The organism is Nocardia wallacei (assembly GCF_014466955.1).
GTDB lineage: Bacteria > Actinomycetota > Actinomycetes > Mycobacteriales > Mycobacteriaceae > Nocardia > Nocardia wallacei.
The window spans coordinates 7,155,671-7,168,945 of the sequence record NZ_AP023396.1 but is presented as its reverse complement, the minus strand read 5'-3'; the positions used below and the strand labels follow the sequence as shown (position 1 = coordinate 7,168,945).

The 13,275-nt window shown below is 70.7% G+C and carries 11 protein-coding genes; 2 read left to right on the top strand and 9 right to left on the bottom strand.

Annotated features, from left to right (window positions below; all coding sequences use genetic code 11):
• The gene (locus NWFMUON74_RS32095) at positions 1-618 is read right to left on the bottom strand and encodes a TetR/AcrR family transcriptional regulator (protein WP_187685447.1); all 618 of its coding nucleotides are present in this window, start codon (positions 616-618) and stop codon (positions 1-3) included.
• A gap of 83 nt (positions 619-701) precedes the next feature.
• Here NWFMUON74_RS32095 and NWFMUON74_RS32090 point away from each other — a divergent pair, with 83 nt between their 5' ends.
• Complete coding sequence (locus tag NWFMUON74_RS32090; RefSeq protein ID WP_187685446.1) at positions 702-1,736, top strand: aldo/keto reductase; 1,035 nt, start codon at positions 702-704, stop codon at positions 1,734-1,736.
• Positions 1,737-1,996: 260 nt separating this feature from the next.
• Here the strand turns inward: NWFMUON74_RS32090 and NWFMUON74_RS32085 are convergent, their stop codons facing one another.
• The 5 genes from NWFMUON74_RS32085 to NWFMUON74_RS32065 form a co-directional block, all read right to left on the bottom strand.
• A complete protein-coding gene (locus NWFMUON74_RS32085; protein ID WP_187685445.1) occupies positions 1,997-6,109 on the bottom strand; it encodes a bifunctional nitrate reductase/sulfite reductase flavoprotein subunit alpha in 4,113 nt (1,370 codons plus the stop codon).
• Between the two features lie 179 nt (positions 6,110-6,288).
• Positions 6,289-6,993 (bottom strand): demethylmenaquinone methyltransferase, encoded by a 705-nt coding sequence (locus NWFMUON74_RS32080; RefSeq protein ID WP_187685444.1) that lies wholly within the window; start codon positions 6,991-6,993, stop codon positions 6,289-6,291.
• 20 nt (positions 6,994-7,013) lie between these two features.
• Positions 7,014-7,796 (bottom strand): 23S ribosomal RNA methyltransferase Erm, encoded by a 783-nt coding sequence (gene erm / locus NWFMUON74_RS32075; RefSeq protein ID WP_187685443.1) that lies wholly within the window; start codon positions 7,794-7,796, stop codon positions 7,014-7,016.
• Positions 7,797-8,507: 711 nt separating this feature from the next.
• Positions 8,508-9,650: a glycosyltransferase family 4 protein gene (locus NWFMUON74_RS32070; RefSeq protein WP_197986937.1), complete on the bottom strand. Its 1,143-nt coding sequence runs from the start codon at positions 9,648-9,650 to the stop codon at positions 8,508-8,510.
• A gap of 92 nt (positions 9,651-9,742) precedes the next feature.
• Entirely contained in the window at positions 9,743-10,180 is a 438-nt protein-coding gene (locus NWFMUON74_RS32065; RefSeq protein ID WP_425300761.1) for a DUF3592 domain-containing protein, read from the bottom strand.
• 82 nt (positions 10,181-10,262) lie between these two features.
• Here NWFMUON74_RS32065 and NWFMUON74_RS32060 point away from each other — a divergent pair, with 82 nt between their 5' ends.
• Entirely contained in the window at positions 10,263-10,769 is a 507-nt protein-coding gene (locus NWFMUON74_RS32060; RefSeq protein ID WP_187685442.1) for a DUF2505 domain-containing protein, read from the top strand.
• A 20-nt stretch (positions 10,770-10,789) separates the two neighbouring features.
• On the opposite strand, the gene NWFMUON74_RS32055 is transcribed toward NWFMUON74_RS32060, so the two are convergent.
• The 3 genes from NWFMUON74_RS32055 to NWFMUON74_RS32045 form a co-directional block, all read right to left on the bottom strand.
• The gene (locus NWFMUON74_RS32055; protein ID WP_187685441.1) at positions 10,790-11,245 is read right to left on the bottom strand and encodes a VOC family protein; all 456 of its coding nucleotides are present in this window, start codon (positions 11,243-11,245) and stop codon (positions 10,790-10,792) included.
• Between the two features lie 200 nt (positions 11,246-11,445).
• Positions 11,446-11,874, bottom strand: a complete 429-nt coding sequence (locus NWFMUON74_RS32050) for a helix-turn-helix transcriptional regulator (RefSeq protein ID WP_187685440.1) — start codon at positions 11,872-11,874, stop codon at positions 11,446-11,448.
• A 62-nt stretch (positions 11,875-11,936) separates the two neighbouring features.
• Positions 11,937-13,202 carry a geranylgeranyl reductase family protein gene (locus NWFMUON74_RS32045; protein ID WP_187685439.1) on the bottom strand — a complete coding sequence of 422 codons (1,266 nt, stop codon included), beginning with the start codon at positions 13,200-13,202 and terminating at the stop codon, positions 11,937-11,939.
• Between the last annotated feature and the right edge of the window lie 73 nt (positions 13,203-13,275).

Here is a 13,275-nt window from a genome sequence, read left to right as displayed (position 1 = left end):
TCAGGCTGTGCCGGTGAACAATCCGGCGCGGGCGGCGAGGGCCGCGGCGTCGGCGGCGGTCGTGACGACATGGTCGTCGATGGGGTCGCCGCTGGCCAGCAGGCGGTAGTAGAGCGGGGCGGAGACGGCGGAAAGGACTGCGCGAGAGTCGGTTCCGGCGGGCAGTTCGCCGCGGGCCACGGCTGCCTCGACGCACGGGGACCATTCGGTGAGGCGGGCGTCGTAGAACGCGTGCAGGGCGGCGGCGGTGGCGACATCGCAAGTCGCCGCGGCGGCAAGGGCTTTGAACAGCGGCCCCTGGCGCGGGTCGGTGAGGGTCCGCGCCACCAGGCGGGCGTTGGCGAGGAGATCGCCGCGCAGCGACCCGGTATCGGCATGGGGGAGTGAGGTTTCCGCCATCTCCGACAGCAGGTCGGCGACCACGCCGACGGGGGTGCGCCAGCGCCGGTAGACGGTGGTCTTGCCGACGTCGGCGCGGGCGGCCACCTCGGTGAGGTCCAGCCCCGCGAAGCCGCGCTCGGTCAGCAGGTCGCCGGCCGCGCGCAGGACGGCCGCGCGGACGCGGGCGGTACGACCGCCCGGGCGGACGTACCCCGGATTCGCGGTGTCCTGAGTCATAACGGTTCTCCAGTTCCATTAGGTCTGAAAGCAGTGTACTGTCGACGACGTTAATGAAACTGAAGTTCCTTTAAGGAGTGGTCATGGAGTATCGGCGGCTGGGAAATTCGGGTCTGCTGGTACCCGCGCTGAGCTTCGGCGCGGGCACGTTCGGCGGGCGCGGCGAACTGTTCGCGGCCTGGGGTGACACCGACGCGCGACAGGCCCGCAGGCTCGTCGACATCGCCGTCGAGGCCGGTGTGACCATGTTCGACACGGCGGACGTCTACTCCGACGGGGCGTCGGAGGAGGTGCTCGGCGCGGCGATCGCGGGCCGCCGCGACCGAGTCCTGTTGTCCACCAAGGCATCCCTGCCCACCGGTCCCGGCCCGGCCGAGGCCGGTTCGGGCCGCTCCCGGCTGATCGGCGCGGTCGAGGCCGCGCTGCGACGGCTGGGCACCGACTACATCGATCTGTTCCAGCTGCATGCCTTCGATGCCGGTACGCCGGTCGAGGAGGTGCTCGCCGCGCTGGACGACCTGGTCCGGGCGGGCAAGATCCGCTATGTCGGGGCGTCGAACTTCGCGGGCTGGCAGTTGATGAAATCCCTGGCGGCGGCGGACCGCTACGGTCTGCCGCGCTATGTCGCCCACCAGGTGTACTACTCGCTGGTGGGCCGCGACTACGAGTGGGAGCTGCTGCCGCTGGGCCGCGACCAGGGCGTGGGCGCGGTGGTGTGGAGTCCGCTGGGCTGGGGGCGGCTCACCGGGAAAATCCGTCGCGGGCAACCGCTTCCGGAGGGCAGCCGGCTGCACAAGACCGCCGAGGCGGGCCCGCCCGTGCCCGACGATCTGCTCTACGACGTGGTCGACGCCCTCGACGAGATCGCCGCGGAGACCGGCCGCACCATCCCGCAGATCGCCCTGAACTGGCTGCTGACGCGCCCCACCGTCGCCACGGTCATCGTCGGCGCCCGCAACGAGGAGCAACTGCGTCAGAACCTCGGCGCGGTCGGCTGGCAGCTGACCGCGGACCAGATCGCCCGCTTGGACAAGGCGAGCGCCGTAACCCCGCCCTACCCCTACTACCCGTACTACCGCCTGCCCGATTTCGCCCGCCTCAACCCGCCCGCCCTATGACGGCGTGCTCACCCATCACCTGAATCCGCTGTCGTGTGATGGGGGTGCTCGCCCGCCGTCTGGATCCGTTGTCGTGTGACGGGCGTGCTCACTCGTCGCCTTGACCCGCTGTCGTGTGACGGGCGTGCTCGCCTGCCGCCTCGACCCTCCTGCCGTGCGACGGCGTGCTCACCCGCCCCGGCAGGCGATTCCTCCCCCGCCACGGTATCGCGGGTCACACCGGCCGGCCCGATACCCCGGCCGGTGTCCCGGCGCGGCGCTCAATACACGTCGCGCACGTAGCGCTTCTCGGCGACGAGCTGCTTCTTGAAGGCCAGCGCCCCGTCGGCGTCGAGCTTGCCGTGCACCTGCGCGATGGTCAGCAGTGCGTCGTCGACGTCGCGGGCCATCCGCCCGGCGTCGCCGCACACGTAGAGATGCCCGTTGTCCAGCAGCCAGGCCCACAGTTCCGCACCGTGCTCGATCATCCTGTGCTGCACGTAGATCCGCTCCCGCTGATCGCGGGAGAAGGCCAGGTCCAGGCGGGTGAGGAAACCGGTGCGGAACATGTCCTCCAGTTCGTCGCGATAGTAGAAGTTGTCCGCGGCGTGCTGATCGCCGAAGAACAGCCAGTTGCGGCCCCGGCAGCCGAGCGCGCGGCGTTCGTGCAGGAACCCCCGGAACGGCGCGATCCCGGTCCCGGGCCCGACCATGATCATCGGCGCGTTCGGGTCCAGCGGCGGCCGGAAATGCGGTGCGCGCTGCAGGAACACCGGTACGGTGGCATCCTCGCAGCGGTCGGCGAGGAAGGTCGAGCACACCCCGCCGCGCTCGCCGTAACGCACCACGCCGACGGTCAGCTGCACCTCGTGCGGGTTCACCAGCGGGCTGGAGGAGATCGAATACTGGCGCGGTTGCAGCTTTTTCAGCGCCCCGAGCCATTCGATCAGATCGGCTCGGACCGGAAAATCGCGCAGCACGTCGACCGCCTGCCGATCCCACAGGTAACGCTCCAGCTCGTTGCGGTTGTCGCGGCGCAGCAGCTTGGCCAGCCGCGGATCCGGGTTGTGCTCGGCGAGGAAGGTCAGCAGATCGCGGCTGACCTTCGTGATGTCGTAGTGCGTGCGCAGCGCCTGTGCCAGCGGCACGTCCCGGGCGTCGAGTTCGACGCCGCGCTGTCCGTCCAGTCCGGTCGCCGCGAGCCATTCGGCCACCAGCTCCTCGCCGTTGGTGGGCCACACCCCGAGCGAATCGCCGACCTCGTAGGTCGCCTCGAACCCGCGCAGGTCGAAACCGAACTGCCGCACCTCTTTTCCGGCGCCCGGTCGCGACAGCAGGGTGTTGCGCACCAGTGGCGCGTGCAGCGGGGCGTTGCGGGTGAACAGCGGCGCGGACCGGCGGGTGGCGGGCGGGGCCGCCGGGCGCGACAGCACCATGGTCGACCCGCGCCGCGGTGCCGGGCCGGGCTGCGAATCCGCTTCCGGCGCACCGGGTCCGGAGCCGTCGAGCGCTGCCAGCACGTCGTCGAGCCAGCGCGCCGACAACTCCTCGTGATCGGGTTCGCTGTCCACTCGCGGCAGTAGCCGCGTGCCGCCGCGCTCACCCAGTATCCGGTCCAGCCTGCGGCCGTGCCCGCAGAAGTCGTCGTAGGAGGAGTCGCCGAGGGCGAAGACCGCGAAGCGCAGCCCCGGGCACCGGATCGCGCTGTCGCGCAACCGTTCCCAGAAGTCCGCGCCGTTGTCCGGTGGCCCGCCGTCGCCGAAGGTGCTGGTGATCACGAGCGCGTCGCCGGTCAGGTCGGTCAGCTCGCAGGAATCCATGTCGAGCAGTCGGGGGAGGTACCCCGAGTCGGCCAGCCGGGCGGCGGCGGCCGCGGCCAGTTCCTCGGCCGTCCCGGTCTGCGAGGCCCAGAGCACCGTCACCGCGCGGCCCGCGGGCGCCCGGTCGGGAACCTCCGAGGCGCGCGAGTACATTCCGGCGAGCAGCCCGTCGATCCACAGGCGGCTGCGCGGCGACAGCGGCGCCGCCTCCGGCAGCACCGGCTGCCCCTGCACCGGAAGCGATTGCAGCGCGGCCAGATAGCCGCCGAGATAGATGCGCTCGGTCTCGGTGAGCGTGGGCGGCGTCGCGGTGTCCAGGCCGAGCATCGCGGCCAGCGGATGGGTGCCGTTGGCGGCGGGCAGCGCGGGCTGCCCCGTGGCGGGCTCCGGCATGGCGGCCACCTTGCGCAGCGCGACCGCGCAGGCCTTGAACTCCGGCTGGAGCGACTCGGCGTCGACCGCGTCGTTGGTGACCGCGTTGATGGTCAGGTATTCGCCCTGCTCGTCGTTCCAGTGGAACGGCGCGAAGCAGTCGCCCGGCCGCACCCGGTCGCTGATCCGTGCCGGCAGCACGGCCCGCCCCCGCCGCGAGGCGATCTCGACCTGGTCACCGGCCACGATGCCGAGCCGCTCGGCGTCGCCGGGATGCATCTCGACGAACGGTTCGCCGTTGAGCCGGTTCAACTTCTCGACCCGGCCCGTCTTGGTCATGGTGTGCCACTGATGCGGCAGACGGCCGGTGTTGAGCACGAACGGGAAGTCGTCGTCGGGCAGCTCGTCCGGCGGCAGGTGCGGGCGCGCCCAGAACACCGCCCGGCGGCTCGGTGTGGCGAAGGCCAGCCGCGGCCGATGCCCCGACTCGTCGGTGTACAAGTCCTGGGTGACACCGTCGTTGAGGTAGCGGATCGGGTTGCGGCGGCGGGCCGGGTCGGGGCACGGCCACTGCGCCGGTCCGTCGCGCAACAGGTCGTAGTCGATCCCGGACAGGTCGTAACCCGTTGCGGGATTGGCGAATCGGCGAATCTCGTCGAAGACCTCGGCGCTCGAGCCGTACTCGAAGCCCGGGAAACCCATCGCCGTCGCCACCTGGGCGATCAGCAGCCAGTCCGGGCGGGCGTCGCCGGGCGGGTCGATCGAGCGCCGCAGCAGCGTGACGGTGCGCTCCGAATTCACCATCGTCGCTTCGGATTCCGCCCACAGCGTCGCGGGCAGCAGGATGTCGGCGTAGGCGTTGGTGGCGGTCTCGGTGTAGACGTCCTGCGCGATCACCAGTTCCGCCGCTTCCAGCCCGGCGATGACGGTCTTGCGATTCGCCACCGACGCGACGGGATTGCTGCACACGATCCAGCACGCCTTGATCCGCCCCTCGGCGAGACCGCGGAACATCTCGATGGTTCCCGGCCCGGACTCGGCGCGCAGCGTGCCCGGCGCGAGCCCCCACGCCGTCTCGACGAAGCTCCGGTCGGCCGCCGACAGCACGCTGCGCTGGCCGGGCAGCCCCGGGCCCATGTACCCCATTTCCCTGCCGCCCATGGCATTCGGCTGGCCGGTCAGCGAGAACGGGCCGCTGCCCGGGCGGCAGATGGCGCCGGTGGCCAGGTGCAGGTTGCACAGCGCGTTGGTGTTCCAGGTGCCGTGCGTGGACTGGTTGAGGCCCATCGTCCACAGCGACATCCATTCGCCCGCCGCGCCGATCCACCGTGCGGCCGTGCGGATGTCGTCCTCGGCCAGGCCCGTGATCTCCGCGACCCGGGCCGGGGGATAGTCGGCCAGGAACTCCGGCATCGACTCCCAGCCCTCGGTGTGCTCGGCGATGAAATCCGTGTCGATGTCGCCGTTGTCGACCAGCAGGTGCAGCAGCCCGTTCAGCAGCGCCAGGTCGGTGCCGGGCGCGATCTGCAGGAAAAGGTCGGCGTGCGCGGCGGTTTCGGTGCGCCGGGGATCGACCACGATCAGCTTCGCGCCCGCCTTGCGGCGATCGGCCATGCGCAGGTACAGGATCGGATGGCAGTCGGCCATATTGGCGCCGATCACGAAGAACAGGTCGGCGTGGTCGATGTCGTCGTAGGACCCGGGCGGCCCGTCCGCGCCGAGCGACTGTTTGTAGCCGGTACCCGCACCGGCCATGCACAGCCGCGAGTTGGCCTCGATGTGCAGGGTACGGAGATGGCCCTTGGCCAGCTTGTTCGCCAGGTACTGCGCCTCCATCGACATCTGCCCCGAGACGTAGAGCGCGATGGCGTCCGGCCCGTGCTCGTCCAGGATCGCCCGCAGGCGGGCGGCGGCTTCGCGGACGGCGTCGTCGACCGGGACCGGCGTCGGCGACTGCCCGCGCTCGGGCCGGCGATGGGCGGTGGTCATGCGGCCCGGCGCCCGCATCAGCTCGGCGTGGGTGGCGCCCTTCGTGCACAGGCGCCCGGCGTTGACCGGATGCAGTTTGTCGCCCTGCACCTTCGCGATGACCGGTACACCGTGCTCGTCGGCGCGGGTCTCGACGACGATGCCGCAGCCCACGCCGCAATACGAGCACGCCGTTCTCGTCGTGCTCGGGTTGCCCGCGGCTGCATCCGACATGAGTCCGATGATGCGCAGCCGGGATTGCGCCGGATTTACCGGACGTTATCGGGACGTTGCGAAAGTTCTCACTCGTCCCGGCAGTCGCTGTGAGATCGGCTCAGCCCCTGGTCGAGCGTGGTTTCCGGGATGATCCGAGCCGTGCCCGAAGTGACGTGAGCAGTATCACGACCGAGGCCCTACCCGAGGTTGTACGCCCGATGCAGCGCGACGATCCCGCCGGTGAGGTTGCGCCACTTCACCGCCGACCACCCGGCATCGGCGATGCGCAGCGCCAGTTGCGGCTGATTCGGCCACGCCCGGATGGACTCGGCGAGGTAGACGTAGGCGTCCGGGTTGCTGCTGACCGCACGCGCCACTCGCGGCAGCGCCTTCATCACGTACTCCATGTACAGCGTGCGGAAGGGCGCGAAGACCGGCGTGGAGAACTCCGCGACCACCAGCCGCCCGCCCGGTTTGGTGACGCGCAGCATCTCCCGCAGGGCCGCGTCCGGATCGGAGACATTGCGCAGCCCGTAGGAGATCGTGACCGCGTCGAACACCGCGTCGGCGAACGGCAGCGCGGTCGCGTCCCCGGCGACCATGGGCACCTTCCGGAAACGGCCCGCCGCGAGCATGCCCTGCGAGAAGTCGGTGGCGACGCACCAGGCTCCGGACTTCGAGAACTCCAGCGTGGACACGCCGGTTCCGGCGGCCAGGTCCAGCACCCGCTCGCCGGGCCGCAGGTGCAGCGCCCGGCGCGTCGCCCATCGCCAATACCGGTCCTGGCCACCGGAGATCACCGTGTTGGTGAGGTCGTACCGCTTCGCGACCCCGTCGAACATCGACGCGACCTCGTGCGGCTGCTTGTCCAGCGAGGCCCGGAACGACTCTGTCTTCGCCACGATCAGACACTAACGTGCCGTCACAGCAGCATGCGATACAGGCTCGTCCACGCATCGGGCGGTACGTGGCCGACCGGTACGCCGTCGGCGATTCCCGCTGCGGCGCAGGCGCGCCGGACCGCACCGGCGGCGAACTCGCGGCGCAGCGAGGCGGCGACCGACCCGCCCAGCCCCGAGAAACCGAGTTCGACCAGGCGGAGGTAGTCCGCTTCCGCGGCATCGGGCAGCAACGGACGCGCGCGGCGGCACAACCGCAGCACCGCGGCATCGACCCGCGGGACCGGATGAAAACTGCTGCGCGTGACCACCTCACCCAGGGTCATCGAGACCCACGGCCAATGGGTGACGGTGAGCTTCGACCAGCGCCCGTAGTCGCCGGAATGCTTGCGGGCGAACTCGCGCTGGGTCAGCAGCGTGGCGGTGGTCAGGTGGCGGGCCGCGAGGCACCAGCGAACGATGTCGGTCGTGATGCCGAACGGCACGTTCGAGACCACCGCGAACGGTACGCGCGGCGGCCGGACATCGCGGAAATCGGCGTGGTACACGCGGATTCGGTCGTTGCCGCCGTAGCGGCGGCGCAGGCGGCCCACGTAGTGCGGGTCCTTCTCGTAGGCCAGCACCCGGCTGCCGGTGGCGAGAATATGCCTGGTCAGCATGCCGTCGCCGGGCCCGGCCTCGATGACCAGGCCGCCCGGCGCGATGTCGGCGGTGCGCACGATCATCGCCGCCGCCCGGGCGTCGACGAGAAAATTCTGGGACAGCGTGGCGCGCGCCCGACGCGCGCGCGACAGTGAACGGGACATGGGTGTCCTCCGAACGGAGCGGTCGAATCAGAAGGGTGTGATTCGCCCGGACCCATGCCGGGACACGCGAGCACGCGGCCGATCGGCCGTCAGGAAGAACTCCGGATCAGTGGAGCACGGTGCGCCGCGCGGGCAGGGTCCAGGCCGCTGCGCGCAGCCGCACGAAGTACGCGCCGACCGCGCACGCCCCGTTCACACCTGGACCTCCCATGCGCGCCACACTAAACGGCCGCCCCACCCGCCCGCCACCGATTTTCCGCCCCGCCCACCATCCCGGCCCGGCGTCCCCGCCCACCATCCCGGCCCGGCATCCCCGCCCACCATCCCGGCCCGGCACCCGCACCCGTTCCCGCGCTGCTATCTCGGCTCGCCATCTCGGTCCGGCACCCGGACCCGTTCCCGCGCTGCTATCTCGGCTCGCCATCTCGGTCCGGCACCCGGACCCGTTCCCGCGCTGCTATCTCGGCTCGGCACCCGCGCTGCTATCTCGGCTCGGCACCCGCGCTGCTATCTCGGCTCGGCACCCGCGCTGCTATCTCGGCTCGGCACCCGCGCTGCTATCTCGGCTCGGTGCCTGGCCTGCTATCTCGGCTCGGTGCCTGGCCTGCTATCTCGGCTCGGTACCCGCGCTGCTATCTCGGCTCGGTACCCGGCCTGCTATCCCGGACCGGCCCAGTCGCCCGGTTTCCGCTCTGCCCCGTCCGCAGGCGGTTATGCCGTGCGGGACAAGCCCTCTCGATCGATGCCCAGCACGTCCGCATAATGCCCCATCAGCTCGGCGCAGATGGCGGGCCAGGTGCGGTGGACGACGGATTTGCGGGCGGAGGCGGCGAAGCGGGCGCGCAGGTCAGGGTCGCGCAGGGCCGCGACGGCGCTGGGCAGCAGCTCGGCGAAGCGGTCCACCGGGAGCAGATATCCGTTGCGGCAGTGCGAGATCAGATCGCGGGGACCGCCGGCGTCCGGGCCGACCACCGGCAGGCCCGAGGCCAGCGCCTCCTGCACGCCCTGGCAGAACGTCTCGTGCTCGCCGGGGTGCACCATCACGTCCAGACTCGCGTAGGCGCGGGCGAGTTCGGCTCCGCCCAGTTCCCCCGTGAACACCGCCGTGGGCAGCAGCCGCGCCAGCCGCGCCCGTTCCGGACCGTCACCGACGATCACCAGCCGGACATCCGGGTCGTCGGCGAGCGCCGCCAGCCGCTCCACGTGCTTCTCCGGCGCCAGCCGCCCGACGAACCCCACGATCAACCGCCCGTCCGGCGACCACCGCTCCCGCAACTCGGCCGCTCGCGCGGACGGCGTGAAGCGAGCGATGTCGACGCCGCGGGCCCAGCGGTGCACCCGCGGAATACCGTGCCGCGCAAGGTCTTCGGCGGCCGCCGTGGACGGCGCCAGGGTGCGGGCCGCCCGCTCGTGGATGCGCCGCGTCCAGGCCCAGGCCGCCCGCCGCGCCGGACCCAGCCCGTAGCTGGCGGCGAATCCGGCCACATCGGTCTGATACACCGCGACGGCGGGCAGATCCAACCGCACGGCGGCGGCCACGCCACCCGCGCCCAGCAGGAACGGCGACGCCAGATGCACGACGTCCGCGCCGAATTCGTCGATCGCCGCCGTGATTCCCGGCTGCGGCAACCCCACCGGGAGCGAGCTGATCTTCGGCACCATCACCGCGGGCACCCGCAGCACCGGGAAGCGGCCGTGCGCCCGCGGCGCGGACGGCAGCCCCCGCGGCGTGTCCGGGGCGATCACCAGCGCCTGATGACCATTGCGGTCCAGATGATCGAGCACCTGCAGCACGGAATTGACCACGCCGTTCATGTTCGGCAGAAACGACTCCGCGACAATCGCTACACGCACGGTCCGAGTGTGAATCCCGCACGACGCGAACCCGCCACGCCGATGTGACACGCGCACGAAGTTCGGGCGAACACTGCACGACGCCGCGGCGCTCAGGCCGGGGCGCGCCGCTCCGACCTGCGCAGCAGCCACAGCACCGGCAGCGCCAGCAGCCACGCCACCACGATCACCGACAACGCCGGAATGATGGCCACCCGCGCGTCGCGCCCGGCCACCCGCACCAGTTCCGGGTCCTGCTTGCTGTATTCGACATTGATCCGCTCACCGGCGGTCAGCTTCGTCGGATACAGCACGCCCACTTTGGGATTGCGCGTCACGCCGTCGGGTGTGACATAGGTGACCGCCGAGCGCAGCCGCCCGGCCGACAACACCTCGGCGCTCGTCACGCCCTTGTTCGAGTTGATCAACATGTCGTCGCGCCAGGCCGCCAGCACCAGCAGCGCCGCCAGCACGCTCACGGCCGTCGCCGCCACCACCACACCGATCCGGGCCCGCCGATGCCGCGCCGGAGGCTCGTCGGGCAGCCCGATCCGGCGTCCCCGCAGCTGATCAGACTGGGTGGTTTCCGACACCGCACCAGGCTATTGCATCGCTCGGATACCGTGTGCGCCCATGTCCCGAAAATTCAGCTTCACCGTGTCATACACCGTCCCGGTCGAGGAGCTTCACCGGGCGATCACCAGCGACGAGATGTGGCAGGCCAGATTCGAAGGCGCCCGGACCGCCACGCTCGACCTGTCCCACCCCGACGGGCCGGGCACCATCCGCGTGCACATGACCGAACGCGCGCGGGAGGAGAAGATCCCGGCCATCGTGCGCAAGGTGCTCAAGAGTGAGCTGCTGCTCGAGCGCACCGACACCTGGGCGGCGCTCGACGGCGATACCGCGAAGGGGACCTTCGTCGGCGCCTCCACGGGGATCACCACCGAGATGTCGGGGACCTACCTGCTGCGGCCCACCGCGGAGGGGTCGCAGATCGAGGTCGCCGGGACCGTCTCGGTGAAGGTGCCGCTGGTGGGCGGCGCCATCGAGCCGCTCGCGGAGAACCTGCAGCAGCGGGTGGTCGACAGCGAGCGCAAGTTCATCGAGAACTGGCTGGCGACCACGGCCGACGCCTGACTCGCCGGTGGGGCGTGTGCTCAGTTCGAGCCCTCGCCCCACTCCGCGGTGGCCGGGTCGAATTCGCGCTTCTCGACCAGCACCAGCCAGTTACCGGAGTTGTCCCGCATGACGGCTTCCACGCCGTAGGGACGCTGCGCGGGCGGCTGGACGAATTCGACGCCTTTGGCGGTGAGTTCCTCGTAGGTCTTCTGGCAGTTGTCGGTGTTCAGGCCCAGCGCGCCGTGGGTTCCGTTGGCCAGGGAGCGGCGGATCGCCTCGGCGAGGGTGTCGTCGAGCGGGGGACCGGGGACCATGAGGGTCACCTCCAGCTCGGGGTGGTCGGGCTGGGCCACGGTGACCCAGCGGAAGCCGTTGTCGCCCATGGTCACATCCGCGGATTCGACGAACCCCAGCTTGTCGATGTACCACTGCTTGGCTTCGGTCTGGTCGGTGACGTACACGGTTACCAGCGAGACGTTCGTGATGGTTGCCATGCGGCAAGCCTATGGACCGAGCCTCGGCCCAGACTTCTCCGAAATTGCTGTGTTTTCGGCCTCCGCTTCGCTTCGGCGGGTTTTCGGCGCCCTTGTGGCTCGGTTTTCGGGTGCCGCTGCTGGCTCCTTCGTCGCTTGCGCAGCGGCACCCGAAAACCGAGCCGCGCCGAAAACCTAGCGGGGGGTGTTCGTGTGGTTGGTTAGTGGTCCTGTTGTCTGCGGTCGGAGAGGCCGTGCATGAAGACGTAGCAGCCGGGGATCATGGGGGCGCCCTGGGCGGCGAATTTGGCCTGGTAGGCGGAGGGGGTCATGCCTACCAGGTCGGTGAATTTGCGGCTGAACGAGCCGAGGCTGGTGTATCCGACCAGCAGGCACGCCTCGGTGACGGTGATGTTCGTGGCCCGCAGGAGGTCCTGGGCACGTTCGATGCGGCGTTCGGCCAGGTAGACGGCGGGTGTCTTGCCGTACGTGGCGGCGAAGCAGCGCAGGAAGTAGTACTTGGACACGCCCGCGGCGGCGGCCAGGCCGTCCAGATCCAGAGGCGCGGCGTAGTGGCGGTCGGCATGGTCGCGTGCCCGACGGAGATGCGGTAGCAGTTCCAGCGGCGGGTCGGGGCGGCGGTCGCTCACCCTCTGATCTTCGCTCGAGGGACTGACAAGACTCGAAGGACTGACAAGGACAGCGGGAGAACTCAGGTGAAGGGGGGTAGATCGTCGAATCGCATCGAGCCGCGGCCCGCCAGGCGCCACGCCCGGGCGGTCAGGTCGGCGTCCTCCTCGGTGACCAGGTTGCCCATCACCCGAACGGCGGTGCGCTGCAGATACTTCGACCGCATCACCGGCGGCCCGCCCGTGGGCACCATGCGCGGATGGGTGGCCAGCGCGGCGATCCGGCGGGCCACCGAGAAGGTGCGGCCGTAGCGGGCGCGCAGCAGGTCCGGCCAGAGGGTGGTCAGGTCCGGCTCGTCGAGCAGACCGGCCAGCAGATGGCCGCCCTCCAAGCCGTAGTCGATACCCTCGCCGTTGAGCGGATTCACGCAGCCGGCGGCGTCGCCGACCAGCGCCCAGTTCCGCCCGGCCACCCCGGACACCGCGCCGCCCATCGGCAGCAGCGCCGAGGCGACCGCGCGCGTCTCGCCCTCGAACTCCCACTCCGGACGTCGCAGCGAAACATAGTGCTGCAGTAGGGGTTTCAATGCGATGTGGGACGGCCGCCGCTCGGTCGCCAGCGAACCGACGCCGATGTTCACCTCGCCGTTGCCCAGCGGGAACACCCAGCCGTAACCGGGCACCAGGGTGTCGTCGGCGTCGCGCAACTCCAGATGCGAGGTGATCCACGGGTCGTCGCTGCGGGCCGACTTGATGTAGGCGCGCGCGGCCACCCCGTAGGCGAAGCGACGATGCCAGGTCCGCCCGAGCAGCTTCCCGACCGGCGAGCGCACCCCGTCCGCGACGATCAGGGTGCGGCAGGTGATGTCCCGCGTGCCGGATTCGGTGCGCACGGTGACCCCGGTGACCCGATCGCCCGTGCGGAGGACGTCCACAACCCGTACGCCCTCGGCCATGCGGGCGCCCCACGCCACCGCCGTCGCACGCAGCTTGTCGTCGAGTTCGGTACGGGCGACGGCACTTCCGTAGCCGGGGAAGGAACCACCCGGCCAGGTCAGCAGCGCCTCGCGCCCGAATCCGGTCATGCGCAGGCCGCGGTTGACGGTGTGCTCGCGCAGCCACTCGCCCAGCCCGAGATGCTCGAGTTCGGCCGTCGCGCGCGGAGTCAGTCCGTCGCCGCAGGTCTTGTCGCGCGGAAACACCGCGGCATCGGTCAGCAACACATCGCGTCCGTCGCGGGCGGCCCAGGCGGCCGCGGCCGAGCCCGCCGGGCCCGCGCCGACCACCACCACATCGGCGTGGGCGGGCGTGACGTCGCCGCTCGCGGTACTGGCATCCCCTGCACCCATGGGCTCAATACTTGCAGTACGGCTCCGGGGTGTCGAAGGCGCCGCACGTTCCGGGCCGCGCCGGCTGTCTGAT

Coding starts and splice junctions, on each gene's coding strand:
- NWFMUON74_RS32095 (WP_187685447.1), bottom strand. CDS start 618: ATGACTCAGGACACCGCGAATCCGGGGTACGTCCGCCCGGGCGGTCGT.
- NWFMUON74_RS32090 (WP_187685446.1), top strand. CDS start 702: ATGGAGTATCGGCGGCTGGGAAATTCGGGTCTGCTGGTACCCGCGCTG.
- NWFMUON74_RS32085 (WP_187685445.1), bottom strand. CDS start 6,109: ATGTCGGATGCAGCCGCGGGCAACCCGAGCACGACGAGAACGGCGTGC.
- erm (WP_187685443.1), bottom strand. CDS start 7,796: ATGTCCCGTTCACTGTCGCGCGCGCGTCGGGCGCGCGCCACGCTGTCC.
- NWFMUON74_RS32060 (WP_187685442.1), top strand. CDS start 10,263: ATGTCCCGAAAATTCAGCTTCACCGTGTCATACACCGTCCCGGTCGAG.
- NWFMUON74_RS32055 (WP_187685441.1), bottom strand. CDS start 11,245: ATGGCAACCATCACGAACGTCTCGCTGGTAACCGTGTACGTCACCGAC.
- NWFMUON74_RS32045 (WP_187685439.1), bottom strand. CDS start 13,202: ATGGGTGCAGGGGATGCCAGTACCGCGAGCGGCGACGTCACGCCCGCC.